This window comes from [Pantoea] beijingensis (genome assembly GCF_022647505.1).
Classification (GTDB): Bacteria; Pseudomonadota; Gammaproteobacteria; order Enterobacterales; family Enterobacteriaceae; genus Erwinia; species Erwinia beijingensis.
Window position 1 is genome coordinate 822542 of sequence record NZ_CP071409.1, and the last position, 24645, is coordinate 847186.

22 protein-coding genes and 1 pseudogene are annotated in these 24645 nt (G+C 49.6%); 15 read left to right on the plus strand and 8 right to left on the minus strand.

What is annotated here, in order from left to right; genetic code table 11:
* Window positions 1-43: 43 nt before the first annotated feature.
* The 4 genes and pseudogenes from J1C60_RS03750 to J1C60_RS18610 all read left to right on the plus strand — a co-directional run bounded on the left by J1C60_RS03750 (window position 44) and on the right by J1C60_RS18610 (window position 1926).
* Window positions 44-540, plus strand: a pseudogene (locus tag J1C60_RS03750) (Tn3 family transposase).
* 444 nt (window positions 541-984) lie between these two features.
* Complete coding sequence (locus tag J1C60_RS03755) at window positions 985-1341, plus strand: hypothetical protein (RefSeq protein WP_128178176.1); 357 nt, start codon at window positions 985-987, stop codon at window positions 1339-1341.
* Window positions 1342-1587: 246 nt separating this feature from the next.
* Window positions 1588-1791 (plus strand): hypothetical protein, encoded by a 204-nt coding sequence (locus tag J1C60_RS03760; protein ID WP_128178178.1) that lies wholly within the window; start codon window positions 1588-1590, stop codon window positions 1789-1791.
* 6 nt (window positions 1792-1797) lie between these two features.
* Window positions 1798-1926: a hypothetical protein gene (locus tag J1C60_RS18610; protein WP_259393852.1), complete on the plus strand. Its 129-nt coding sequence runs from the start codon at window positions 1798-1800 to the stop codon at window positions 1924-1926.
* A gap of 53 nt (window positions 1927-1979) precedes the next feature.
* Here J1C60_RS18610 and J1C60_RS03765 read toward each other — a convergent pair whose 3' ends face one another.
* The 3 genes from J1C60_RS03765 to J1C60_RS03775 form a co-directional block, all read right to left on the minus strand.
* Window positions 1980-3419 carry a 6-phospho-beta-glucosidase gene (locus J1C60_RS03765; protein ID WP_128178180.1) on the minus strand — a complete coding sequence of 480 codons (1440 nt, stop codon included), beginning with the start codon at window positions 3417-3419 and terminating at the stop codon, window positions 1980-1982.
* 58 nt (window positions 3420-3477) lie between these two features.
* Complete coding sequence (locus J1C60_RS03770) at window positions 3478-4989, minus strand: PTS transporter subunit EIIC (protein WP_128178182.1); 1512 nt, start codon at window positions 4987-4989, stop codon at window positions 3478-3480.
* A 358-nt stretch (window positions 4990-5347) separates the two neighbouring features.
* On the minus strand, window positions 5348-6079 hold the full coding sequence (locus tag J1C60_RS03775; protein WP_128178184.1) for a MurR/RpiR family transcriptional regulator: 732 nt from the start codon (window positions 6077-6079) through the stop codon (window positions 5348-5350).
* 323 nt (window positions 6080-6402) lie between these two features.
* Here J1C60_RS03775 and trhA point away from each other — a divergent pair, with 323 nt between their 5' ends.
* Entirely contained in the window at window positions 6403-7056 is a 654-nt protein-coding gene (trhA, locus tag J1C60_RS03780) for a PAQR family membrane homeostasis protein TrhA (protein ID WP_128178186.1), read from the plus strand.
* 39 nt (window positions 7057-7095) lie between these two features.
* Here trhA and ygfZ read toward each other — a convergent pair whose 3' ends face one another.
* A complete protein-coding gene (gene ygfZ / locus J1C60_RS03785) occupies window positions 7096-8076 on the minus strand; it encodes a tRNA-modifying protein YgfZ (protein WP_128178187.1) in 981 nt (326 codons plus the stop codon).
* Window positions 8077-8306: 230 nt separating this feature from the next.
* Here ygfZ and sdhE point away from each other — a divergent pair, with 230 nt between their 5' ends.
* Together sdhE and J1C60_RS03795 are read left to right on the plus strand one after the other, a co-directional pair.
* Window positions 8307-8573: an FAD assembly factor SdhE gene (sdhE, locus tag J1C60_RS03790; protein ID WP_128178189.1), complete on the plus strand. Its 267-nt coding sequence runs from the start codon at window positions 8307-8309 to the stop codon at window positions 8571-8573.
* The gene (locus J1C60_RS03795; protein WP_128178191.1) at window positions 8554-8961 is read left to right on the plus strand and encodes a protein YgfX; all 408 of its coding nucleotides are present in this window, start codon (window positions 8554-8556) and stop codon (window positions 8959-8961) included. The genes sdhE and J1C60_RS03795 overlap by 20 nt, the downstream gene beginning before the upstream one ends.
* A 48-nt stretch (window positions 8962-9009) precedes the next feature.
* Here J1C60_RS03795 and fldB read toward each other — a convergent pair whose 3' ends face one another.
* Window positions 9010-9528 carry a flavodoxin FldB gene (fldB, locus tag J1C60_RS03800; protein ID WP_128178193.1) on the minus strand — a complete coding sequence of 173 codons (519 nt, stop codon included), beginning with the start codon at window positions 9526-9528 and terminating at the stop codon, window positions 9010-9012.
* 196 nt (window positions 9529-9724) lie between these two features.
* Here fldB and xerD point away from each other — a divergent pair, with 196 nt between their 5' ends.
* From xerD to lysS, 5 genes are all read left to right on the plus strand, one after another.
* On the plus strand, window positions 9725-10618 hold the full coding sequence (gene xerD / locus J1C60_RS03805; protein ID WP_128178195.1) for a site-specific tyrosine recombinase XerD: 894 nt from the start codon (window positions 9725-9727) through the stop codon (window positions 10616-10618).
* 113 nt (window positions 10619-10731) lie between these two features.
* The gene (gene dsbC / locus J1C60_RS03810; protein ID WP_128178197.1) at window positions 10732-11439 is read left to right on the plus strand and encodes a bifunctional protein-disulfide isomerase/oxidoreductase DsbC; all 708 of its coding nucleotides are present in this window, start codon (window positions 10732-10734) and stop codon (window positions 11437-11439) included.
* Between the two features lie 6 nt (window positions 11440-11445).
* Window positions 11446-13176: a single-stranded-DNA-specific exonuclease RecJ gene (recJ, locus tag J1C60_RS03815; RefSeq protein WP_128178199.1), complete on the plus strand. Its 1731-nt coding sequence runs from the start codon at window positions 11446-11448 to the stop codon at window positions 13174-13176.
* Between the two features lie 156 nt (window positions 13177-13332).
* Window positions 13333-14431, plus strand: a protein-coding gene (gene prfB, locus J1C60_RS03820; RefSeq protein WP_128178201.1) for a peptide chain release factor 2 whose coding sequence is annotated in 2 segments (ribosomal slippage) — window positions 13333-13407 and window positions 13409-14431 — 1098 coding nt in all. Because the reading frame shifts where the segments join, the coding sequence is not laid out codon by codon here.
* Between the two features lie 9 nt (window positions 14432-14440).
* Window positions 14441-15961, plus strand: coding sequence for a lysine--tRNA ligase (gene lysS, locus J1C60_RS03825; protein WP_128178203.1), 1521 nt, complete (start codon window positions 14441-14443; stop codon window positions 15959-15961).
* A gap of 212 nt (window positions 15962-16173) precedes the next feature.
* Here the strand turns inward: lysS and J1C60_RS03830 are convergent, their stop codons facing one another.
* Window positions 16174-16800 carry a S1 family serine peptidase gene (locus tag J1C60_RS03830; RefSeq protein WP_128178204.1) on the minus strand — a complete coding sequence of 209 codons (627 nt, stop codon included), beginning with the start codon at window positions 16798-16800 and terminating at the stop codon, window positions 16174-16176.
* A 478-nt stretch (window positions 16801-17278) separates the two neighbouring features.
* Here J1C60_RS03830 and J1C60_RS03835 point away from each other — a divergent pair, with 478 nt between their 5' ends.
* Entirely contained in the window at window positions 17279-18442 is a 1164-nt protein-coding gene (locus J1C60_RS03835; RefSeq protein WP_128178205.1) for an MFS transporter, read from the plus strand.
* Here J1C60_RS03835 and J1C60_RS03840 read toward each other — a convergent pair.
* Entirely contained in the window at window positions 18439-19359 is a 921-nt protein-coding gene (locus tag J1C60_RS03840) for a LysR family transcriptional regulator (protein WP_128178207.1), read from the minus strand. The genes J1C60_RS03835 and J1C60_RS03840 overlap by 4 nt on opposite strands.
* Before the next feature lie 114 nt (window positions 19360-19473).
* Here J1C60_RS03840 and lysA point away from each other — a divergent pair, with 114 nt between their 5' ends.
* Complete coding sequence (gene lysA, locus J1C60_RS03845; protein ID WP_128178209.1) at window positions 19474-20727, plus strand: diaminopimelate decarboxylase; 1254 nt, start codon at window positions 19474-19476, stop codon at window positions 20725-20727.
* Between the two features lie 131 nt (window positions 20728-20858).
* Here the strand turns inward: lysA and galR are convergent, their stop codons facing one another.
* A complete protein-coding gene (gene galR, locus J1C60_RS03850) occupies window positions 20859-21869 on the minus strand; it encodes an HTH-type transcriptional regulator GalR (protein ID WP_128178211.1) in 1011 nt (336 codons plus the stop codon).
* 200 nt (window positions 21870-22069) lie between these two features.
* On the opposite strand from galR, the gene J1C60_RS03855 reads away from it, so the two are divergent.
* A complete protein-coding gene (locus tag J1C60_RS03855; RefSeq protein ID WP_128178212.1) occupies window positions 22070-24364 on the plus strand; it encodes a molybdopterin-dependent oxidoreductase in 2295 nt (764 codons plus the stop codon).
* Window positions 24365-24645: the final 281 nt, after the last annotated feature.

A 24645-nucleotide genomic window follows, 5' to 3' on the forward strand; every position in this document is an offset into this window, starting at 1 on the left:
TGTTCCAAATTCAGTAAACCACTTCAAAACCCACTGGAATGAGGTGCTGCGTCTGGCGAGTTCTATAAAGCAGGGAACGGTAACAGCATCACTTATGATGAAAAAGCTGGCCAGCTATCCTAAACAGAATGGTCTGGCAAAGGCGCTGAGGGAAATTGGCCGCATAGAAAGAGCATTGTTTATGCTGGACTGGTTCCGGGATCCTTCCCTGCGACGACGCGTACAGGCAGGGCTGAATAAAGGTGAGGCCCGCAATGCTCTTGCGCGAGTAGTCTTTATGCACCGACTGGGTGAAATCAGAGATCGGGGTTTGGAAAATCAGAGCTACCGAGCCAGTGGGCTGACATTGTTGACTGTGGCAATCTCACTCTGGAATACGATGCCATAGATTCTCTGAAGCGAAAAGGGATCCCACTAAATGAACAGCTGATTTCTCATCTGTCCCCGCTGGGATGGGAACACATCAACCTGAGTGGGGATTACGTCTGGCGAACAAACCTTAAGCTGGGCAGGGAAAATACCGTTCGTTACGCTCAGTAGATAGCAGCCTGTACAAAAAAAAAGCTTAACGTAGGATATTTTCCGTTTTCCAAGCGGACCTCATTACGGGCGTAATACTGAATCGATAAATCAGCAGATACCTCGCTATTCTCTCCTGCAGTCATATATCTGATGGGAATATCGCGTTATAGAAAACACTAATTATTTCTTTCGCAGATAGACGCAGAAAAACAAATAAGTGCTGCTTAAGGCGGCTTTCTGGAAGCTAACTCGATCAATAAGTGTTTTTATATTTTTATTAAATGCGATTGGGTTTAGTAATTGATATTTCTATTTTAACATTTATGATTGCTATCAACAGGTTTGATTTCCAAAAGATTCCAGTAAAAGTGAGAGATATGATGTGCGTCAAGTTTATCTTTCTCACCGTATGGAATAGTACCGACGCGCTACATTCCGTAGGTGCAGAAATAAGGATATTTTATGAAAATGCTGAGTATTGACGAAATGGAGAAGGTATCTGGTGCAGGTAATTATGCGGATAAGCATGGTCCGGGGAGTGGGAACAGTAGTGGTGGCGGCCGGTCAGGGAGCCGCTCCAACGGAAACCCCCATTATAGTCAACCGGGAACATCAAATTGTAATAATGGAATTATCGGTGGGATGATTACGGGGGCTCTTGGTGGTGCTCCAGGCCTGGCGTTGGGGGTTGTTGGCGGGGCGATCGCAGGCGGATGCTTCGAAAGAGGAAACGGCAGTAGAAGTAAGCAATCTTCTTCTTCATGTAATGGCGGTAATAATCGCGGGGGAGGAAGTATCGGCGGGCAGTGTTCCTGGTAATTAATTTCTGCCCTGGTGAAGAGCCTGTTCTCTGTTACCTGTTTTAGCCCGGGAGGTTATCCGGATAATATTTTGGACGCTTTTTAAGGAGAGCGTAGGGCGTAAAACAGTGAGTAATCCAGATATGCCTGAGCTGGGCTATCTTTTTTTACGTTTATCCTGTGGGGTTTTTATTGGATAAGCGGTTGTCTGCAATCCTTGAGATAAGGGAACAGGCTCTTAACACGGAAGGAACTGGAGTGTGATGTGAGTAATTATATTAAGGGCGTTATCATTTTTATTTCTGTTTTTATTTCAGCGTCATTGCTGAAAGGTGCAGGTGTTGGATTTGAATCCTGGTATGCGGCGCCAGAAAACCTTTCTAAAGCATTGGTGACCATCCTTTCAATGTGCGCAGTGGCAAAGATTGGCATCTTTTTATCCCGGCTATTTTTAAAGAAAAATAATTAGGGAATTATGAGTGATGTAACCAAATACGGTTATGGCAATACCGCCGATAAATTTATTGTTCAATGGGTAAGTCGCCAGCAAACCGGGAAAAGATTGGAAATTAAGCTAAAAGAGCAAGTAACGCGAATGCATTGAGGCGCTGAAGTGTCCCGTCAGAAGGCAATTCAGCGCCCGGGCGATTCAGCCGTTCAGAGTTTCTCACCATTGCTGGCAATAACCTGCTGATACCAGCTGAAGCTCTTTTTCTTCGATCTCGCCAGCGTACCGCTGCCATCATCGTTTTTATCGACGTGGATAAACCCATAGCGCTTGCTGTACTGGCCAGTGGTAAAAGAAACGCAATCAATACAGCCCCAGGGCGTATATCCCATCAGGTCAACGCCATCGTAAAATACCGCTTTTTTCATCTGCTCAATGTGTTCCCGCAGATAAGCGATGCGGTAATCATCCTCAATGAATCCATCGGCATTGGGCTTGTCGATCGCGCCGAAGCCGTTCTCAACGATAAACAGCGGTTTCTGATAGCGCTCATAGAGTGCCGAGAGTGAATAACGCAGGCCAACCGGGTCAATCTGCCAGCCCCAGTCGGAGGCTTTCACGTGTGGATTAGGCACGCTTCCGGCAAATCCGGCAACCGCACTGCCGCTGCCCTGAGCATTCGCCTGCACCGCGTTGCTCATGTAGTAGCTCAGGCCGATATAATCCGCACAACCTTCACGCAAAGTCTGCGCATCATCTGGCTGCATCTCAATGTGATAGCCCTTGCGCGCCCACTCATGGAGTATGTATGACGGATAATAACCGCGGACATGCACATCGCCGAACAGAAAACGCTCGCGCATCGCTTCCTGTGCGTACATCACGTCATCAGGATGGCAGGACCACGGATAGAGCGGCACCATTGCGATCATGCAACCGATTTGCAGTTCAGGATTGATCTCATGCCCAATCTTAACGGCCTGTGCGCTGGCGACAAACTGATGATGTAATACCTGATACATTGCCTGTTCAGGATTAGGATGCTCGGTAAAAACCACACCGGAGCAGCAATAGCCAAAGAGTGGGTATTGCCAGTTACGCTGGTTATTGATCTCGTTAAAGGTCATCCAGTATTTGACTTTATGCTGGTAGCGCTGCATGACGACGCGACTGAAATGCGCAAAAAAATCCACGACCTTACGGTTGAGCCAGCCGCCATACTCTTTCACCAGGTGATAGGGCATTTCGAAATGCGACAGGGTAATCACCGGCTCAATGTTGTGCTTAAGCAGCTCATCAAACATATCATCATAAAACTGCAGGCCTGCTTCGTTTGGTTCCTGCTCATCGCCATTGGGGAAAATACGCGTCCAGGCGATGGAGGTACGAAAACACTTGAAACCCATCTCGGCAAACAGCGCAATATCCTGCTTATAATGCGAGTAAAACTCGACTGCCTGATGGTTCGGATAACTATAACCGGGTTTGACGCCATCAGTCATGACGCGGTCAACACCGTGCGCGCCACCGGATAAAACATCGGCGATACTGACGCCTTTTCCGCCTTGATCCCAACCGCCTTCCACCTGGTGAGCGGCCACTGCGCCGCCCCACAGAAAATCTTTTGGTAACTGCTGATGTGAGGTCATCAATACCTTCCTTACGTCTATTCAATAAGTGGGCGAGTCATCCCGCCCGATGCTCTTTTCAGGCCTTCGACGGTTCCAGTGAGGGTGCTGCAGCTGTTGTACCTGACTGTTCTTTAAATCCGGCGATATAGGTAAACAGCGCCCCCAGCACAAACGCCACGCTAATCGAGAGCAGGAAGCCCAGGAATTGCGGCATATGCCCTTCTTTAAAGAAGACGGGTAAAACGGCAATTCCTGGCAGGCAATAGCTCCATGAGACGGCCTGGAAAGCGCCAGCAATCGATCCGCCAATGGCTCCGGCCAGACAGCCGCAAATCATGGGACGTTTCAGGCGCAATGCGACGCCGTATATCGCGGGCTCGGTAATACCAAACAGCGCGGTCATACCGGCAGAGAGTGAAATACGCTTTAATTCCATATCTTTAGCTTTCAGATAGACGCCCAGCGTTGCACCCGCCATGGCAAACACCGGTGAGGCTTGCAACCCCGTGAAGGTGTCGTAACCTAACGTTGCATAGTTGCCGACCGTGACCGGCGTGATTCCCCAGTGCACGCCGAGGGTCACCAGCGGCATCCACAAGGCGCCGACGACGAAGCCAGCAATGGCCGGACTGAGGTGATACAGCGTGTTATAAACACCACCAATGGCGCCGCCGATGGCATTACCGATAGGGCCGAATGCCAGTAGCGTCAGGGGAACCATAATGGCCAGACAGAACATCGGGGTGAACAGATTACGGATAACCAGCGGCAGAATGCGTTCAAAGAAACGCTGCACGTATGACATCGCCCACACCATCAATATGATCGGGATAACCGAAGCGGTGTAGCTGAGGTATTTCACGGGTAAACCAAAGAAGTCCAGTGAAGGGGAATTAATGGGGATTCCGGCAACTTCCGCCAATACTTTAGCTATCTCCGGATTGGAAACTGCTTCCTTCATCAGTTGTTGCATCGCCGGATCGGCGGAGTTAGCCAGTATAATTTTATTGGCAGTCAGCATATTCATATAGTCCGGGCTGACCAGCGCACAGGCCGCGATAACCGCGGTAAAAGGGTTGACGCCAAATTTTTTCGCAGCGGTAAATGCCACCATCACCGGCAGGAAGGTGAAGCCGGTCCATGACACAAAATTCAGAATACGGTAAGCACCACTGGCGGGATCCATCCAGCCAATTGCAGCAAAGAGAGAAATAATTCCCTGTAGCACGCCACAGGCGGCAAGTGGGTAGAGGAAGGGCGCAAAAATACTGGAGATGATATCCATCAGTCGGCTAACAATGCCCACGTTTGGTGCCGCCATGGCCGCATTTTCATCAACGTTAACCAGTTTTAACACCTCGCGATAGGCATCGCCAACGTGGTTACCGATCACCACCTGTACCTGACCGCCGGCCTCAATAACGGTAATAACCCCTTTGACGCGATTTAATTGTTCTCTGTTAACTTTGGCTGTGTCTTTTAAAATAAAACGCAGTCGGGTTGCACAATGTGTGACATTAATCACATTTTCGTTGCCGCCAATTAACTCAACGATCTCTACAGCAGACTGGGCGTAATTTATCGCCATCTGTTCTCTCCTCAGTAGGTACAGGCAATCCGTAGGGTTTATATATCCACAATGCTTCAGTTTGTCTCTGCGTTAGCGACTTATTCGAATCATTTATCATTGTAACTTCATCGGAATAGGTGGTTTTTCCGCTTTGAAGCAATCTGATTTATTCAGGATATAAAAACGTCCCCGGAAAGGTTTTGCTTTATTATCTGCAGTGAGTGTAACAAAGGATCAATGAATGTCACGATATAACAAATTCATCCTGATGTGATTTGTTACATAAGAAAAACATCCTGTTTTATGCACGTTATACATCAGGTTAGGACTTTGTTACCCGCTTCTTCATGATTTCAGGTTTGCTGGGGAGAAATCACTATTCTGGTAATTTGCTGGCCAGTTTTCTGCCGATGGTTTCCAGCATATACATAACAGGTACCTGCGTTGTGATATCATATTCACCCGATATACGAATTTGTGGCATATGGTAAGAAAGATTGAAATCTGCCATTTTAGCCAGAGATGAATTTTCACTATTTGTCAGGCTGATGATTTTACAACGATGTAAACTAAATTGGCTGGCCAGACGTAGTATTTCATCAGTTTCGCCGGATACTGATAAAATAATAGCAATGGCATCTTTATACATATCACTGCTTACCGGATAATAAGGATCGTCAATGTAGCTACTGAATTTACCCACATTTGAGAAAAAACGTGCACCATATTTCCCTAGCGTACCTGATGTGCCAGCACCAACGAAAATAATACGCTCTGCGGCGATGATATGCTCAACCGCCTGTTCAATTAAATTTTCGAACTCATCATTATTAATGCTTTTAAAAAAACTCACAATTTCGTTTACGCCATAATTCACTGGGCGCTGTTGTTCCTGCTCCAGATATAATTTAAAACGAATGCGAAATTCTGAATAACCATCACAATGCATCTTTCGGCAAAAACGCAGTACGGTGGTGGTGGAAACGTCCGCCGCATCTGCCAGTTCGCGGATCGTCATATACATGACTTTGTCACGGTTCTTGATAACAAAGTTGTACACCATCAATTCCAAACCGTTCAGGGCAGCAATGGTATTGTGAGTGAACATAATGCGCTCGAAATCTGTTAAAAATGGAGAATTACGATAGCAGATTTTAACCCGTCCGGGGCGGTATTAATGCTGCTTAGGTTACAGATTTATTTACCGGTTTTTCCTGCGCGATAAGAGAACGTTCTCTCTCATGCAAGGCGTGCTTGTGCGATATGGTCTCCCTACACGTTCACGCGATGTGTCAGTCTGGGTGTTACATCGACTCACACATTAAATTGGCGTACAGTTGTACACTGAAACTATTCTCAGTTACGCTATTTGTGCTCTCGACTACATAACAAACCGCCTTTTCCGGAGTTAACCGATGAGGACGCAAATTTATGGCTAAGCATGCCTTATTAGCGCAAGGGTATACGTTGGCAGAGGAGATCGCTAACAGCATTAGCCATGGCATCGGCTGCGTCTTGGGTATTATCGGTCTGGTAATGTTAGTGACACAGGCGATTGACGCCCGTGCTGATGCAATGGCTATTGCCAGCTATAGCCTATATGGCAGCAGCATTATTATCCTGTTTCTTGCATCGACGCTTTATCATTCAATCCCTCATCAGCGCACTAAATTCTGGCTGAAAAAATTTGATCACTGTGCCATTTATTTGCTGATTGCTGGTACTTATACGCCGTTTCTGCTGGTGGGATTGAAATCACCACTCGCGCATGGATTGATGGTGGTGATTTGGGGGTTGGCACTGGTAGGGATCATCTTTAAATTGGCCTTTGCACATCGATTTGAGGCGATGTCACTGATCACCTATCTGTTAATGGGATGGCTCTCATTAATTGTGGTTTATCAGCTTGCGCTGACCTTATCGGCAGGCGGGATCTGGTTGCTGGCTGGCGGTGGGATTATCTATACACTCGGCGTGATTTTCTATATTGCTGACAGGATCCCCTACAATCATGCCATCTGGCATGGGTTTGTGCTGGGGGGCAGCCTGTGTCACTTTCTGTCGATCTACTTATACATTCTCTGATACTGCGGGGCGGAGGATTATCCACCCCAACCGATCACACTATTCTACCGTGTAAGGTAAAGGCTGGATGAGCAGTTCACCACCTTCATCACCTTGCAGGCGTAAGATGCTGTCGGGTTCGAGGTCGTTATTCAACACGGCCTGCACCCAAACTGTCCCGTCCTCTAACTGGACCGCAGTCAGAATAGTACCGGTACGGCGCCAGTTTTCACCCATTTTTAGTTCAAGTGAACGCTCTGCTTCTGGTACGTGGCTGGCTTTACCCGCCAGCCAGTACAACGCTCGCTTATTAGCGCCACGAAATTTGGCCCGCGCCACCATTTCTTGTCCGGTATAGCACCCTTTTTTAAAGCTTATCGCGTCAAGGGCCTGGAGGTTCGTGGCCTGCGGAATAAACTGCGCGCTGGTTTTATCATCGATAACCGGGAAACCGGCCTCAATGTCCAGTGCCAGCCACTGCTTGCTGTCATTGAGCTGAGCTTCTCCAGTCAGTTTCTGCTGTAGCGTCAGCGCATGCTCAGCGTTAGTGACTATCAGGAAACGTTCGGCGGGGAGCCCAAACCACAGGATCGTGGAATCATCTTGTTGGATTACCGGCGTTTCGGCATCCGGCAGGGCGGTAAACATCCCCGACAGTGCGGCTTTGGCCTGAAATCCAGCTACGCCTAACAATACCGATTCGTCCTCCGGGGCAATCGTCACCTTAGAAAAAACAGCGTATTTTTTTAGCTCAGCAATTTGATTTTCACGTAGGCTACGACGTTCAATGTAAGCCAGACCTGCGCCGCGGTGGAACAGGCGCAAGTTGCTCCACATTTTTCCTTTGGCATCGCAGTGCGCGCAGGGAAAATGTTTTTCTGGCGTCAACGCTGCCATATCCAGTGTGACCTGACCATTCAGATAGCTGATGCTGTCCGCACCCTGCACGGTTGTCAGCGCCCAGTCTTCCAGGGAGATCAGTGTCAGCGGTAAATGTGTTGAGGCGGCTGGCTGACGAGGCGGTAATGTAAAGATAGGCATAGTGAAATCCCAAATCATATGTGGCGAGGTTTCTTTATTGCTCTCATGTTAAAAGAGCGTGCTCGCAATGCAACCTGTTTCCTGAAAATGACGCACAAAACGCGTGATAACCTTGTGCCTTGTGTCAGTGAATTGCGCGTCGGCACGAAATGCGGGAATTTGCGTATCGCATCGGCTGAACAAAAAGCGCTACACTAGCGCCTGTGTTTTGCTAACCGATGATTGAGAACATGGATATAAATAACCGATCACGTATTCACTGGGCATGTCGACGCGGAATGCGCGAACTGGACATCTCAATTATGCCTTTCTTCGAATATGAATATGATTCGCTTAGCGATGATGATAAGCAGGTATTTATTCGACTACTGGAAAGCGACGATCCCGATCTCTTCAACTGGATGATGAATCACGGCGAACCAGCCGACCCTGAGCTGAAGCGAATGGTTCAGCTTATTCAAATAAGAAATAAACAGCGTGGCCCGGTGGCAATCTAATCTGCGCGTGTCTCGCTGCGCAAAGCGCGTCTCACTGGCGCTGCATGGCGGGGCGATTCTGTTCCTTGTACTGGCGCCCTGGCCGCCTGCTTACATTCCCGTCTGGGTGCTGTTATTTTTGATGGTGCTTGAATGTTGCTTCAGTCTGCGGCGGATAGAACGTCGGCAGGGGGAAATTTCACTGCTGGCTCCGCGCTTATTATACTGGCGCCAGCAAGAGTGGCTGATAGTGCGATCTCCCTGGATCTCACCGCAGGGCATTTTACTATCGCTGCGAAGCAGAAAAGGCCAACGTGAATGCCTCTGGCTAATGCGGGATAGCATGAGTCAAGCTGCCTGGCATTTATTGCGGCAGGGGCTGCTGACCCGATGGTATCGTGAACGCTGAGATCACCGTCATATTTGCGGATTAATTTATCTTTCTTACAACAGACCATTACAGCAGGTCGGCCATCTCCGTGAGGATCTGCTCGCACCACTGTTCAATGCGCTCGTCACTCATATCAAACTGGTTAACATCATCCAGCGCCAGTCCAACAAACTGTTTGCCATCCGCGGTTAGCGGTTTCGGGCTGGTAAACTCATAGCCCTCCAGAGGCCAGTAGCCAACAAACTTTACACCCATTGGGGTGAGCAGATCGTGCAACATGCCTAACGCATCAAGAAACCATTCACCGTAGCCTAACTGGTCACCCATTCCATAAAGCGCAACCACTTTATTACGCAGGTTCAAGGAGGGAATATCCATCCAGATAGCTTCCCAGTCTTCCTGAAGTTCGCCGAAATCCCACGTTGGGATACCGAGAATTAACAGGTCATAGTGTTCCATCAGTGCTGGAGAGTCATCTTTGAGATTGTGCAGGGTTACCAGCTCTTCACCGACAAAATCACGGATTTTTTCTGCTGCCATCTCGGTATAGCAAGTGCTTGAGCCATAAAAAAGGCCGATTTTCATGCGAGGAAACTCATTCTTAATGCATTTAGTGAGATTGTATCAGAATGACTTCCTGATGAGGCATAATGAGCACAAATGCTTAAATTGGCGATCGTTCACGTTGATATAAGGCGTGCCGCTAAATGCGCGATGGCCTGTTGCACTGCAACGTGAATTCGGATTAATTAAAGTATCACTTTAGCGATATGAGGTACCCGTGCAGGACAGCGATCTTATCGAACAGTTCCTTGATGCTCTGTGGCTAGAACGCAATCTTGCGCTCAATACGCTGGCTTCTTATCGCCTTGACCTACAGGCGCTGAACGACTGGCTACAGCACCGCGATCGATCGCTGCTTAATGCGGAGGCTGGCGATCTGCAGGCGTTCCTCGCCGAACGGCTGGAAGGCGGGTATAAAGCCAGCAGCTCGGCGCGTATGCTTAGTGCGATGCGGCGGTTGTTTCAGTATCTATACCGTGAAAAGCAACGCGATGATGACCCCAGTGCGTTACTCTCCTCGCCTAAATTGCCCCAGCGCCTGCCAAAGGATCTGTCGGAGGCGCAAATTGAGCGTCTGTTACAGGCGCCCGGGGTGGAAGAACCTATTGAACTGCGTGATAAAGCAATGCTTGAATTGCTCTACGCAACAGGATTGCGCGTGTCAGAACTGGTTGGTTTGACTATCAGCGATGTCAGCCTGCGGCAGGGCGTTGTGCGAGTTATTGGTAAAGGCAATAAAGAGCGTTTGGTCCCGCTAGGGGAAGAAGCCGTACACTGGATTGAGCAATTTATTGAGTACGGGCGTCCGTGGCTACTGAACGGTCAGGCTATTGATGTGCTGTTTCCGAGTAATCGGGCACAGCAAATGACCCGACAAACATTCTGGCATCGCATTAAGTATTATGCCACGCTGGCAGGTATTGATAGTGAAAAGCTCTCACCACACGTTTTGCGACATGCCTTTGCTACGCATCTTCTTAACCACGGTGCCGATCTGCGTGTCGTACAGATGCTGCTCGGTCATAGTGATCTGTCAACGACCCAAATTTATACGCATGTTGCCACCGAGCGTCTGCGAAAATTACATCAGCAGCACCATCCACGAGCCTGATGAGCGAAGCCATGGCATAATAGGCAAACAGGCGCCACGATGGCATGCAGTTTGAACGCCTCAGAGCGGAATGGAAAATTAAATAGTCTGATTACCAGGCGTTAAGGATCGATATGAAAAAGAGTTACATGCTGCTTTCACTATTAGTAGCAACCGTTACTGGTTCAGCTTATGCCGATGATGCGGCGATTCAACAATCGCTTAAAAAGCTGGGTATCCAGCAGGCAGAAATTCAACCCTCACCACTGGCCGGTACGAAAACAGTCCTTACGGAAAGCGGTGTGCTTTACGTGAGCGAAGACGGCAAGCATTTTATTCAGGGGCCACTTTATGACGTCAGCGGTGCGCAGCCAGTCAATGTAACCAACACGCTGCTTGGGAAAAAAGTTGATGCGCTAACTAATGAGATGATCATTTACAAGGCACCGAAAGAACAGCACGTTATCACCGTATTTACCGATATCACCTGCGGTTATTGCCGCAAGCTGCATGAACAGCTCGCTGACTATAACGCATTGGGCATTACCGTACGTTATTTGGCTTTTCCTCGCCAGGGCCTGAATAGCCCGACGGCAAAAGAGATGAAATCCATTTGGTGTGCGGCCGATCGTAACAAGGCCTTCGATGCGGCGATGAAGGGCGATTCCGTTTCTCCAATCGATAACTGCAAAGTTAATATCGAGGATCACTATAAGCTCGGAGTGCTCTATGGCATTCAGGGAACACCGGCTATTTTATTGCAAAATGGCATGATGATCCCTGGCTACCAGGGGCCAAAAGAGATGAAGCAGATGCTCGATAGCCAGAAAAGCGGTGGCTAAGCTGCAGTGAATAAACCAACGCAACTTCGCCGCCGACAGGCGGCGAAAGAAGCGGTATGGCCTGCGGACTTACCCCCGCTGCTACGCCGTCTTTATTCGCACCGTGGCGTGCAACAGGCAAGTGAGCTTGAACGCGGTGCCAGCAATCTTCTCCCTTATCACTCGCTCAGTGGTATTCAGCAAGCCGTAGACATCCTGTATCAGGCTCTGGTCGATGAACGCTGCATTATGATCGTCGGTGATTTCGATGCTGATGGTGCCACCAGTACCGCGTTAAGCGTGTTGGCGCTGCGTCGTATGGGGGGGAAAAACGTGCAGTATCTGGTGCCCAACCGTTTTGAGGATGGGTACGGCCTTAGCCCGGAGGTTGTTGAGCAGGCTGTGGCGCGTGGAGCTGAGCTGATTGTCACGGTTGATAATGGTATTTCCTCCTTGTCTGGTGTTGACCGTGCGCACGAAAAAGGCATTCCGGTGGTGATCACCGACCATCACTTACCTGGAGAGCGACTTCCGGCCGCCGAGGCCATTGTTAATCCCAACCTCAATGACTGTGCATTTCCTTCTCGTTCGCTCGCGGGTGTTGGGGTCGCTTTCTATTTGATGTTGGCTCTGCGTGCACATTTACGTGAAAAGGGCTGGTTTAACGATCGAATGGCTGCCCCCAATCTTGCCGAGCTTCTCGATTTAGTGGCGTTGGGTACCGTTGCTGATGTGGTACCGCTGGATGCTAATAACCGCATCCTGGTGTGGCAGGGGCTAAGCCGTATTCGTGCCGGAAAATGCCGACCGGGCATCCGGGCGTTGCTGGAAATTGCTAATCGTGATGCGCGGCAGTTGGCCGCCAGCGATCTTGGTTTTGCGCTAGGGCCACGCTTGAACGCGGCGGGGCGACTTGATGATATGTCGGTGGGGGTCGCGCTGCTGCTCAGTGAGGACATTAGCCAGTCGCGTATGCTGGCTAATGAACTGGATGCTCTGAATCAAACACGTAAAGAGATCGAGCAAGGAATGCAATCCGAAGCGCTGGCACTGTGCGATAAGCTTGAGCGGAGTAACGAAGCGCTGCCGCTAGGGATTGCTATGTATCATCCTGAATGGCATCAAGGCGTGGTCGGGATTCTGGCTTCCCGCCTGAAAGAGCGTTTCCACCGACCGGTTATTGCCTTCGCTCCTGCAGGCGACGGCTCGCTGAAAGGTTCAGGACGTTCTGTTGCGGGCTTGCACCTGCGCGATGCGCTGGAGCGCATGGATACACTGCATCCGGGGCTGATCATAAAATTTGGCGGTCATGCAATGGCAGCGGGGCTGTCGTTAGAAGAGAAACACTTCGATACTTTCCGTCAGCATTTTGCAAACCTGGTGGGTGAATGGCTGGATGCTGAAGCATTACAGGGCGTAATTTGGTCTGATGGCGAGTTACAGAGCCAGGAATTGACACTGCCGACTGCAGAGCTGCTACGTGATGCGGGCCCTTGGGGGCAGGCGTTTCCAGAGCCAACTTTCGACGGCAAATTTGTTCTATTGCAACAGCGCATCGTTGGTGAGCGCCACCTGAAAGTGATGATTGAGCCGGTTGGTGGCGGACCCTTATTGGATGGTATTGCGTTCAATGTTGATACCTCCCTATGGCCCGATCCCAGCGTTAAGCATGTTGAATTAGCTTATAAGTTAGATGTAAACGAGTTCCGGGGTAATCGTAGCGTACAGCTGATTATTGAGCACCTTTGGCCGTTATAGATCCTCAGTCGTCTCAAACGGGGGCCTCCATAATTACGCCCCCGTTGTATTAAAGAGGCATACCGAGAATTGGTCTGTTCAATGCTACAATCCTCGCCCTAATTCAGTTAAACTGCCTCGTTATATTACAGTCACCCGTGAAAAGATTCTAAAATCATGTTTGAAATTAATCCGGTAAAAAACCGTATTCAGGATCTCTCTGAGCGCAGTGGCGTTCTTAGGGGGTATCTTTGACTATGATGCAAAGAAAGAACGCCTCGAAGAAGTCAACGCAGAATTAGAGCAACCTGACGTCTGGAATGAACCTGAACGCGCGCAGGCGCTGGGTAAAGAGCGCTCCTCATTAGAGGCCATCGTGCAGACCCTCGATCAGATGATGCAAGGTCTGGAGGATGTTACGGGCCTGCTGGACCTGGCCGTCGAGGCTGACGATGAAGAAACCTTCAATGAAGCCGTTGCTGAACTCGACGGGTTAGATAAAAAGCTTGCCGAACTCGAATTCCGACGTATGTTCTCTGGCCAATATGATAGCGCTGATTGCTATATCGATATTCAGGCGGGTTCGGGCGGAACGGAAGCTCAGGACTGGGCCAGCATGCTGGTGCGTATGTATCTACGCTGGGCTGAGGCTAAAGGGTTTAAAACCGAAATTATTGAAGAGTCCGAAGGTGATGTTGCAGGTATTAAATCTGCGACGCTGCGTATTATGGGTGACTATGCTTTCGGCTGGCTGCGTACGGAAACCGGCGTTCATCGTTTGGTACGTAAAAGCCCGTTTGATTCCGGCGGTCGCCGTCATACCTCATTTAGCTCCGCTTTTATTTACCCTGAAGTGGATGACGATATTGATATCGAAATTAATCCAGCCGATCTGCGTATTGATGTTTATCGTGCGTCAGGTGCCGGCGGCCAGCACGTTAACCGTACTGAATCTGCCGTACGTATTACACATATCCCAACTAACACGGTGACGCAGTGCCAGAATGACCGTTCTCAGCATAAGAACAAAGATCAGGCGATGAAGCAGATGAAAGCGAAGCTGTACGAGCTTGAGATGCAGAAGAAGAACGCTGAGAAACAGGCGCTGGAAGATAATAAGTCTGATATCGGCTGGGGTAGCCAGATTCGTTCATATGTTCTTGATGACTCACGTATCAAAGATCTGCGGACCAGCGTTGAAACACGCAATACGCAGGCGGTACTGGATGGCGATCTGGATCGATTCATTGAAGCAAGTTTGAAAGCAGGGTTATAAGGAACCGACATGTCTGAACAACAACCGCAGGGCGCTGATGCCGCACTTGAGCTTAATAATGAACTGAAAGCGCGTCGCGAAAAGCTCAGCGCGCTGCGTGAGCACGGCGTGGCGTTCCCGAACGATTTCCGTCGCGATCGGACTTCTGACCAGCTACACGCTGAGTTTGACGATAAAGATAACGAAGAGCTGGAAGCGCTTAATATTGAGGTTAGTGTTGCGGGTCGTATGATGACGCGCCGTATCATGGGTAAAGCGTCGTTTGTGACATTGCAGGATGTTGGCGGCCGGATCCAGCTTTATGTGGCGCGTGACGATTTACCCGAAGGTCTCTACAACGAGCAGTTCAAAAAATGGGATCTGGGCGATATTCTTGGCGCGCGCGGCAAGCTGTTCAAAACTAAAACCGGTGAATTATCTCTTCATCTGACCGAGTTGCGTTTACTGACCAAAGCATTACGTCCATTACCGGATAAATTCCATGGGTTGGCCGATCAGGAAACTCGTTATCGCCAGCGTTATCTTGATCTCATCGCCAATGATGAGTCTCGTAATACGTTCAAAGTGCGTTCACAAATCATGGCGGGCATTCGTCAGTTCATGGTCGGTCGTGACTTTATGGAAGTAGAAACGCCGATGATGCAGGTGATCCCCGGTGGTGCTTCTGCCCGTCCTTTCATCACCCACCACAATGCGCTGGACATCGATATGTACCTGCGTATCGCGCCGGAACTTTACCTGAAACGTCTTGTTGTTGGCGGCTTCGATCGCGTTTTCGAGATCAACCGTAACTTCCGTAACGAAGGCATTTCTCCACGTCATAACCCAGAGTTCACCATGATGGAACTCTATATGGCGTATGCGGATTATCGCGATTTGATTGAACTGACCGAGAGTCTGTTCCGTACGCTGGCACAAGATGTGTTGGGCACTACGGTGGTGCCTTATGGTGACCAGTCGTTTGATTTTGGTAAGCCATTCGAAAAACTGACGATGAAAGAGGCGATTCTGAAGTATCGCCCTGAAACGCCACTTGCCGATCTGGACGATATGGAAAAAGCTTCGGCAATTGCCACATCGCTCGGTATTAAAATTGAGAAAAGCTGGGGATTGGGGCGTGTTGTTACGGAAATCTTTGAAGAGACAGCCGAAAGCCATCTGATTCAGCCAACGTTCATTACCGAGTACCCGGCTGAAGTTTCGCCGCTGGCCCGACGTAACGATGATAATCCAGAAATTACCGATCGTTTCGAGTTCTTTATCGGTGGGCGTGAGATCGGTAATGGATTCTCCGAATTAAATGATGCGGAGGATCAAGCCGAGCGTTTCCTGCAACAGGTGAATGCAAAAGATGCTGGCGACGATGAAGCGATGTTTTACGACGAAGATTACGTCACGGCGCTTGAGCATGGCTTGCCGCCAACCGCGGGTCTTGGTATCGGAATTGACCGTATGGTGATGCTGTTTACCAACAGCCATACCATTCGCGATGTGATCCTGTTCCCGGCGCTGCGTCCAACTAACAAATAACTATCGCTATGCTTCACGATTACGCTGAAGCTGAAGATCACGCCAACGCCCCTGCCAGTTGATCTGCCCGGGGCGTTTTTACGGGCAATACCATCGTATCCGTGCGGGATATAAGACGTGTTTTCATGCGTGATTCAGGGCAGGGGAATTGACCCGTGATACAACGGGCTCTCATCGCTCTGGGGCAGATGCATCTGAATATCCGTGCCGGATTATGATTTTGTGGCGTCATCCAGCCAGTCTTTAAAGTTGGCATACGGAACATAAAGTGCGACATCTTTGTAACGCATTTTGCCCGTTTTCTTATCGCTTATTTTGCTGGTATAGCCTACGATGACACCCGCAACGCTATCATCGGAGGCGTTGTATACTGCACCTCCAGACATCCCTTGTACCACTCCTGCATTGGTTGCTACGACCACACAGCTTAACTTATTCCATTTATTCTTGAGGCCGGTGTTAATGAGGTTAGTGCCAGAGGAAGAGACCGGCATTGCTGACAGAAAACTGTAGCCATACAGATTAACCCGATCGCCCATTTTTCCATTACGGAAGTGCACAGGTTGAGACATCCCACTATTCTTATGGTACACCACGGCTAAATCACATTCCGGGTGATACGATTTCACTTTATAAAGTGAGAACTTCGCGACGTGAGCTGCGGTCAGGCTATATTCCGGCGTTAATGGAATTGTTGTACCTAAGGTTCCGAGTCCCAGTACCGTGGGGATCCCGGTAACTGTCATATCGACTCTATCAAGTGCTTCCTTGCTGTACTCATACTTCCCCACCGAGCATCCACTCAGGCACAATGCCAAAAAGACAATAAAAGATCGCATCTGTATTCCTCGATTTGATTATCAAGCACTACATATTCGCTTGGTGAATTCGTTACCGAGGTATCGGCCTCAAACCTCTGTTCTTTACAATTAAATGCCTGGCAAATCGTAACGGTATCAATTTCTATGGCAACGAATTCCCTGTGAAAACGCCAGAATCAGGAGCAATCTGAGAGAATGCATCGATGTATCATCAGCTAGTCTTCATATAGCTTAGAATAAATATTTCATCCATGGTCCGGCAAGATAATATTCGGATTATTCCTGTTTTTGGCGCTATACCTCGTTAGATTATTGCTGTTTTGGCAATACATCTTTGCGTGATGTGAGGTGTATACCTATTTTAAGCTATGGTTTAATGTTCAGTGTGATCTGGATCAAATTTTTATTCATGTTAATTTTCATCAAAAAAAAACTTTACCGTTGTAATTAACGGAAAGCTCGTCGCCTTACCTACCTTTTTTGGAGAGCATGTGACATGCCTGTTTCATTACTGGCTCTCGCGCTGAGCGCATTTGCCATCGGGACAACTGAATTTGTCATCATGGGATTATTGCCCGAAGTGGCTAACGATCTTCAGGTATCAATTCCCTCTGCGGGATGGCTTATCAGTGGCTATGCCCTTGGCGTGGCAATTGGCGCCCCAGTTATGGCGCTATTAACCGCAAAGCTGCCACGTAAGCGCACGCTCATTCTGCTAATGTCGATATTTATTATAGGGAATATTCTTTGCGCATTAGCCTATAGCTATAACCTACTTATGTTGGCACGCGTGGTCACAGCGTTATCACATGGCGCATTTTTTGGTATTGGTGCCGTCGTGGCTGCAAGCCTGGTGGCTAAAGATAAGCAGGCTTCAGCCGTTGCGTTAATGTTTACCGGCTTGACGTTGGCAAATGTGCTGGGGGTGCCTCTTGGTACCTGGTTTGGGCAGATCTTCGGCTGGAGAGCGACCTTCTGGGGGGTTTCCATTATTGGCGTGCTGGCATTCATGGCCTTAATCGTGAGTCTGCCCGTAAACAAAGGTGAGAAACCGGTTCATCTGGCAAGTGAAATCAGTGCGCTAGCCAATGGAAAACTATGGCTGTCGCTATTAATGACGGTTTTTTTTGCCGCCGCGATGTTTGCACTTTTCAGCTATATTGCACCGGTGCTGACCCAAGTGACGGGTATTAGCGATCGCGGTGTGAGCTGGACGTTATTTCTGATCGGCGGCGGATTGACGGTAGGTAACCTTATTGGTGGCAAGCTGGCAGACCGGCGGGTTTCTTCTAGCCTGTTTCTTAGTTTTTCACTGATTGTCGTGTTCTCATTGCTTTTTAGCTGGACGAGTCAGGCTCTATGGCTGGCAGAAATTACGCTTTGCCTGTGGGCGATGGCGACTTTTGCGACTGTACCCGCACTGCAAATCAACGTGGTCCGTTATGGACGAGATGCACCAAACCTTGTTTCTACACTGAATATTTCAGCGTTTAATGTGGGTAATGCGTTAGGAGCATGGATCGGTGGCCTGGTCATCGAACGTGGCTTCGGCCTGACTGCTGTTCCGGCGGCGGCGGCGGCACTGGCAGCGATTGGACTGCTAATTTGCCTCATCACCTTCCGTTCTGTGCGTGGTGAACCGCAGCCGATAGTGGCTTAATCTAACAGGGCATCCAGCCGCTGGTTGAAGGCCTTTATGTTCTGGCATAAATGCTGACTGAAGGCATCAACCAGCGCGGATGCGGGTCGATGACGTGGACGAATTAAACTGACGGTAAATGGCACCTCGACGCTGAACCGTCGAATAACGACGCCATTACCGGCATAATCCAGCGCCGTCAATGGATTAACAATTGAAACGCCTACACCCGCTTTCACCATTGAACATACCGACGCCGCACTGTGCGTTTCTACCACCATGCGCCGCTGAATACCGTGTTCTTGAAACAGAGCATCCAACAATTGCCGATAGCTATCGCTTCGCGAAAGACTGATATAATTCTCACCTGAAAAATCTGCAGGCTCCAGTTCTGTGCGCACTGCAAGATGATGCCCTTCTGGCAGTACGCAAACTTCATTATGAGTTAATAACTCGATACGATCGGTTCCGGCGGGTGTCGCACGGGTTTCCGTTAGCCCTAGATCATGCCGCTGTGCCGATAGCCACTCTTCCAGCAGGGGGGAATCTTGCGGAATAATATTCAGGCTGAGGTCGGGATAACGCTGCAAAAAAGGTTGGCAGATTAGGGGCAGCAGCGATTGCGAAAACACCGGCAGGCAGGCGATTGATAATTCACCTTGACGAAACTGGCGTAGTCCTTCGGCGGCATCAATGATGCGATCAAGCCCGTACCACGAACGTTGTACCTCTTCGAATAGCCGTAATCCCTGCACGGTTGGGTGCAGGCGTCCTCTTATTCGCTCAAACAGCTTCAGACCAATCAGTTTTTCAAAGCGCGCTAATTCGCGACTGACGGTAGGTTGCGAGGTTACCAGCATGGCTGCCGCTTCGGTAAGGTTACCGCTGGTCATGACGGCATGAAAAATTTCGATATGACGCAGACTTACAGAGGCCATTTTCCTGTCCCGATCGTAAACCTATATCATATTTGCATAGACTTGAATAAAACAGATATTTTTCAGCGGGTGCTACGTATGGCGTAATCAACGTATGATTCCAGGAGATCCTATATGCCACGCACACTTGATAACGCTGAAACCACACTGAACGTCACAAACTTGCTGCCGCTAGCACATCGTTATGATTGCCCGGTATGGGTTTATGACGCCGATATCATCAAATCGCGTATCGCGCAGTTACAGCAATTTGACGTTATCCGCTTCGCACAGAAAGCCTGTTCAAATATCCACATATTGCGACTAATGCGGCAGTCAGGCGTTAAGGTGGATTCGGTCTCTTTGGGAGAGATTGAACGCGCGCTGGTAGCGGGTTTTCAGCCTGGTGGTGATGAAATCGTGTTTACTGCAGATGTTTTTGATACTGCGACATTGGCGCGCGTGGCTGAATTAGCTATTCCTGTCAACGCTGGCTCGATCGATATGCTGCATCAACTTGGACATGTTTCACCTGGCCACCGCGTTTGGTTGCGGGTGAATCCTGGGTTTGGTCACGGACACAGTCAGAAAACCAATACCGGTGGCGAAAACAGTAAGCATGGTATCTGGTATAGCGAATTGCCTCAGGCGTTGGAAACATTACAACGCTATGGACTGCAACTGGCTGGGATCCATATGCATATTGGCTCCGGCGTAGATTACGCTCACCTTGAGCAAGTTTGCGATGCGATGGTCAACCAGGTAATAAATGCAGGGCATGATCTGCAGGCGATCTCTGCAGGAGGCGGTCTGTCGATCCCATATCATTTCGGTGAGGAAGCGATTGATACTGCCCACTATTATGGATTATGGAATGCGGCACGCGAGCGTATTGCCGCGCATTTGGGCCATCCAGTCAAGCTGGAGATTGAACCGGGCCGCTTTCTGGTCGCGGAGTCCGGCGTGCTGATTTCTCAAGTACGAGCGGTAAAAACGATGGGCACACGTCATTTCGTTCTGGTTGATGCGGGTTTTAACGATCTGATGCGTCCGGCAATGTATGGCAGTTATCACCATATTTCTGTTATCAGCGGTGACGGGCGTCAGATCGATAGCCAACAGACCATTGATAGCGTGGTAGCCGGTCCGCTTTGCGAGTCGGGTGACGTATTTACACAGCAGGAAGGCGGTAAGGTGGAAACACGGACGCTGCCGATTACTCAGGTCGGTGATTATCTGGTGTTTCACGATACGGGAGCTTATGGTGCCTCAATGTCCTCAAATTACAATAGTCGGCCGTTGTTGCCGGAAGTGTTATTTGAAGAGGGAAAACCACGTGAAATTCGTCGCCGCCAGACGATTGCGGAGCTACTGGCGCTTGAAGAGTAACATCGATCTGGCCGGGGCGACTTGTCAGCCCCTTGTCGTTCGCCTTCACGGATGCCGAGTTAGGCGATAATCCTGTCAGCGGTCGAGCCCATCCGCTAAACCTGGGGAGCCTGGCCGCAGCAATAACCACATTATCCCTCTTGCCGGGGAACGCTAACCGAATGTCGCCGCACCAGCGTGGGACTGAACATGTTCGTCACTTCCGGAAGCGGTTGGTTGCTCGCCAGCGCCAGCGCCAGTTCGGCAGCCTGGTGCGCCATCGTCACAATTGGATAACGTACCGTGGTCAGGCGCGGACGAACATAGCGTGATACCAGTACGTCATCAAAGCCGATGAGTGACATCTCTTCTGGCACGTGCAAACTGTTATCACTCAACACGGCCAGCGCACCTGCGGCCATCGAATCGTTATAACAGGCGATGGCGGTAAAGCTTTTGCCGCGTTCAAGTAGTTCGGTCATTGCCTGCTCCCCGCCGACCTCATCAGGCTCGCCAAATGCCACCAGACGATCATTACAGACCAGATTGTGCTCTTTTAACGCATCGTAATAGCCTTGCAGCCGATCTTCGGCGTCGGAAATCGCATGAGTAGAACAGATAAAACCGATCTTCTGGTGACCTTGTTGTATCAGGTGGCGGGTTGCCAGCCATGCGCCGTAGCGATCATCGAGCGCAATACACCGCTTTTCAAAACCGGGTAATAAACGATTAAGTAGCACCATACCAGGTACCTGTCGCATCAATGGGATCAATACCTCATCCGGGAGCTTTTTCGCATGGACCACTAAAGCGGCACAGCGATGACGCATTAGTTGCTCAATAGCCTGACGCTCTTTTTGTTCGTCGTGATAACCGTTTCCAATCAATAAAAAGTTACCAGTTTGCCATGCCACATCATCAACTGCTTTCACCATGGCGCCAAAGAAAGGATCGGACACATCGCCAACGACAAGGCCTATGGTTTCGGTCGATTGCTGTGCCAGCGCCCGGGCGTTCGCATTAGGATGGTATTGCAGCTGTTCCATGGCACGATTGACGGCTTCCCGGGAGCTCTCGCTGGCCTTCGGTGAATGATTGATCACACGTGATACCGTTGCGACGGAAACGCCCGCGAGCCTGGCAACGTCCTTTATAGTAGCCATCTGTTTACTTACATCCTGGGAAAACGTTTACACATGCGTCCAGTGTTGCGGAAATTGTCCGCCACTTCAAGCTGCTATAGCGCCGATAACATTGCAAGACTTAGGAAATATGACTTATTAGAACGGAGATATCCGATGAGGGGGACGAAAAATGATATGCTGCTCTCTCCCTCTTTTTACCGCCCTTAGAATCTTAAACGATGATAAAAAAAGTCCCGCATCTTGCCCATTGGGGAGCCTTTACTGCAGTCACTGAAAATGATCGGTTAATTGGCTGCGAGCCTTTTTTTGCTGACGCCGATCCTTCGCCGATGCTGAACACTATTCCTGAACTGGTTTATTCCGACAAACGTATCCGCCAGCCAATGGTGCGTCGTTCCTGGCTCAAATCTCGTGAGAGAAGTGACCGAACCCTGCGTGGCCGTGAAGATTTTGTTGAAGTTGATTGGGAAACTGCACTCGATCTGGTGGCGGAAGAGAACCGCCGGATTCGTGATCGTTACGGTGCGTCTGGCATTTTTAACGGTTCTTACGGCTGGTCATCGGCAGGACGTGTGAATCACGCACGCACCTTAGTGCGACGCTTCTATTTTGCTGGCGGAGGTGGTGTCGACCAGCAGGGGAATTATAGCTGGGGTGCGGCGCAGTTCTTTCTGCCCTATGTCATCGGCACATATATGCCGTTAACGGGGCGCGTAACCGACTGGCCGGATGTTATTGAACACTGCCAGTTATTCATCGCTTTCGGCGGTTTAGCACTGAAAAATTCGCAGGTTGCATCTGGCGGGGCGGGGCAACACAGCCTGCAACCTGCGTTAAAGCAGTTGGCGGCAAAGGGCACGCCAGTTATTAATATCAGCCCGATGCGTGATGATTGCCCTGCATTTCTTAACGCGGAATGGATCCCTATACGTCCTAATACCGATGTGGCTTTGATGCTGGCGCTGGGGTATGAAATTGTACGGCTTGGTGCGGTTGATGAGGCTTTTTTGCAGTCCCACTGTGTGGGTTACGCAGAGCTGCGTACCTACCTTGATGGTCAGAGCGATGGTTTCGCTAAAACGCCTGCATGGGCCAGCGCTATCACCGGCATATCTGCCGCGCGAATTACTCGACTGGCGCAGCAGCTCATCGGCATACGTAGCTTCATGACCTGTTCCTATTCAGTACAGCGTGCTCATCGTGGTGAGCAACCTTACTGGATGATGATTGCCCTGTCGTCAATGCTCGGACAACCGGGGCTCCCGGGCGGCGGTTTTTCTTTCGGCCATGGTTCAATGAATAGCGTCGGGAATCCCCGCATTGAGGGGCCCGCTCCGCTAATGTCAACCGGCGTGAATCCGTCAGGTTTATCCATCCCGGTGGCCCGTATCAGTGATATGTTGCTCAATCCACATCAGCCCTATTCATTCCAGGGTAAAACGCACCATTATCCCGATATTCATTTAGTACATTGGGCGGGTGGCAATCCTTTTCACCACCATCAACAGCTTCATCGTTTAGTCGAGGGGTGGCAGCGGCCAGATACGGTGATTGTCCAGGATATTGTCTGGACACCTGCGGCGCAGATGGCCGATATCGTACTGCCCGTTACAACCTCACTTGAACGTAATGATATTGGGGGATCCTCACGCGATCGCTATATTCTGGCGATGCATCAGGCGATCAGGCCGCAGCACCAGGCACGAAATGATTTCGATATTTTTGCTGATATTGCAGATCGTTTGGGGTATCGCGAACAATTTACGGAAAATCGGAGCGAAATGCAGTGGATTGAGCACTTATACCAGCAGTGCGCCGCTGCGTATGCCAGTAATGGCGCCAGTTGGCCTGAATTTGCCGCGTTCTGGCAACGTGGTTATGTAGAGGTCCCGCAGGGCGATAAGCCGTTTATCTTTATGGAGGCCTTTCGGAATAACCCACAGGCAAATCCCATCAAAACCGCCAGCGGTAAAATTGAGTTGTTCTGTAAAACGATTGCCGATTTTCAACTGGATGATTTTGCCGGTCATCCACAATGGCGTCCACCTAAAGAGTGGCTGGGGGCCGATCTGAGCGAGCGTTATCCTTTACATATGATTTCGATTCAACCTGACGATCGTTTGCACAGTCAGTTGGATGCGACGACAACCGTACAGGCGAATAAAACCGCCGGACATGAAACATTGTGGATGCATGTGCAGGATGCGACGAGACGGGGTATCCTGGAGGGGGATGAAATTGAAGTTAGCAATGCCCGAGGAATAATATTGGCGGGCGTACGATTAACGGATGGCGTCATGCCGGGTGTGGTGATCATTGCGACCGGTGCCTGGTTTGATCCTGGGTTCGGTAAAGCGTGGCGCCCATATGACAGGGCGGGGAATCCCAATGTGCTGACGTTGGATATCGGAACCTCGTCCCTGACCCAGGGACCGAACGCGATGAGTTGTTTGGTTGAGGTTAAAAAACATACCTCAAATAATGCGAATTACAGTGTGGCAGCGAGCTCATAACACCGCAAAATAGAGATAAAACGGATAGACAGGAGTAAGTATAACCTGCTAATTCGCACGTTAAGTATAGTGAAGAGGTATTCGTTGCAAAACTGCCTAAAGATCACATAGCTGGTTACACTTTGCGGGCAACTGTTGCGAATCAATGATAGCGGCCCATCGCTGAGACTTGCTAGATTTTAAGTCCCAGAGGTATTGATGGGTGAACATCAAAAGTTTTCTTTTACTTGATTACACCGACCTGCGCAGATGCGCAGGTTTTTTTTGCCTTCAAAAAAAGA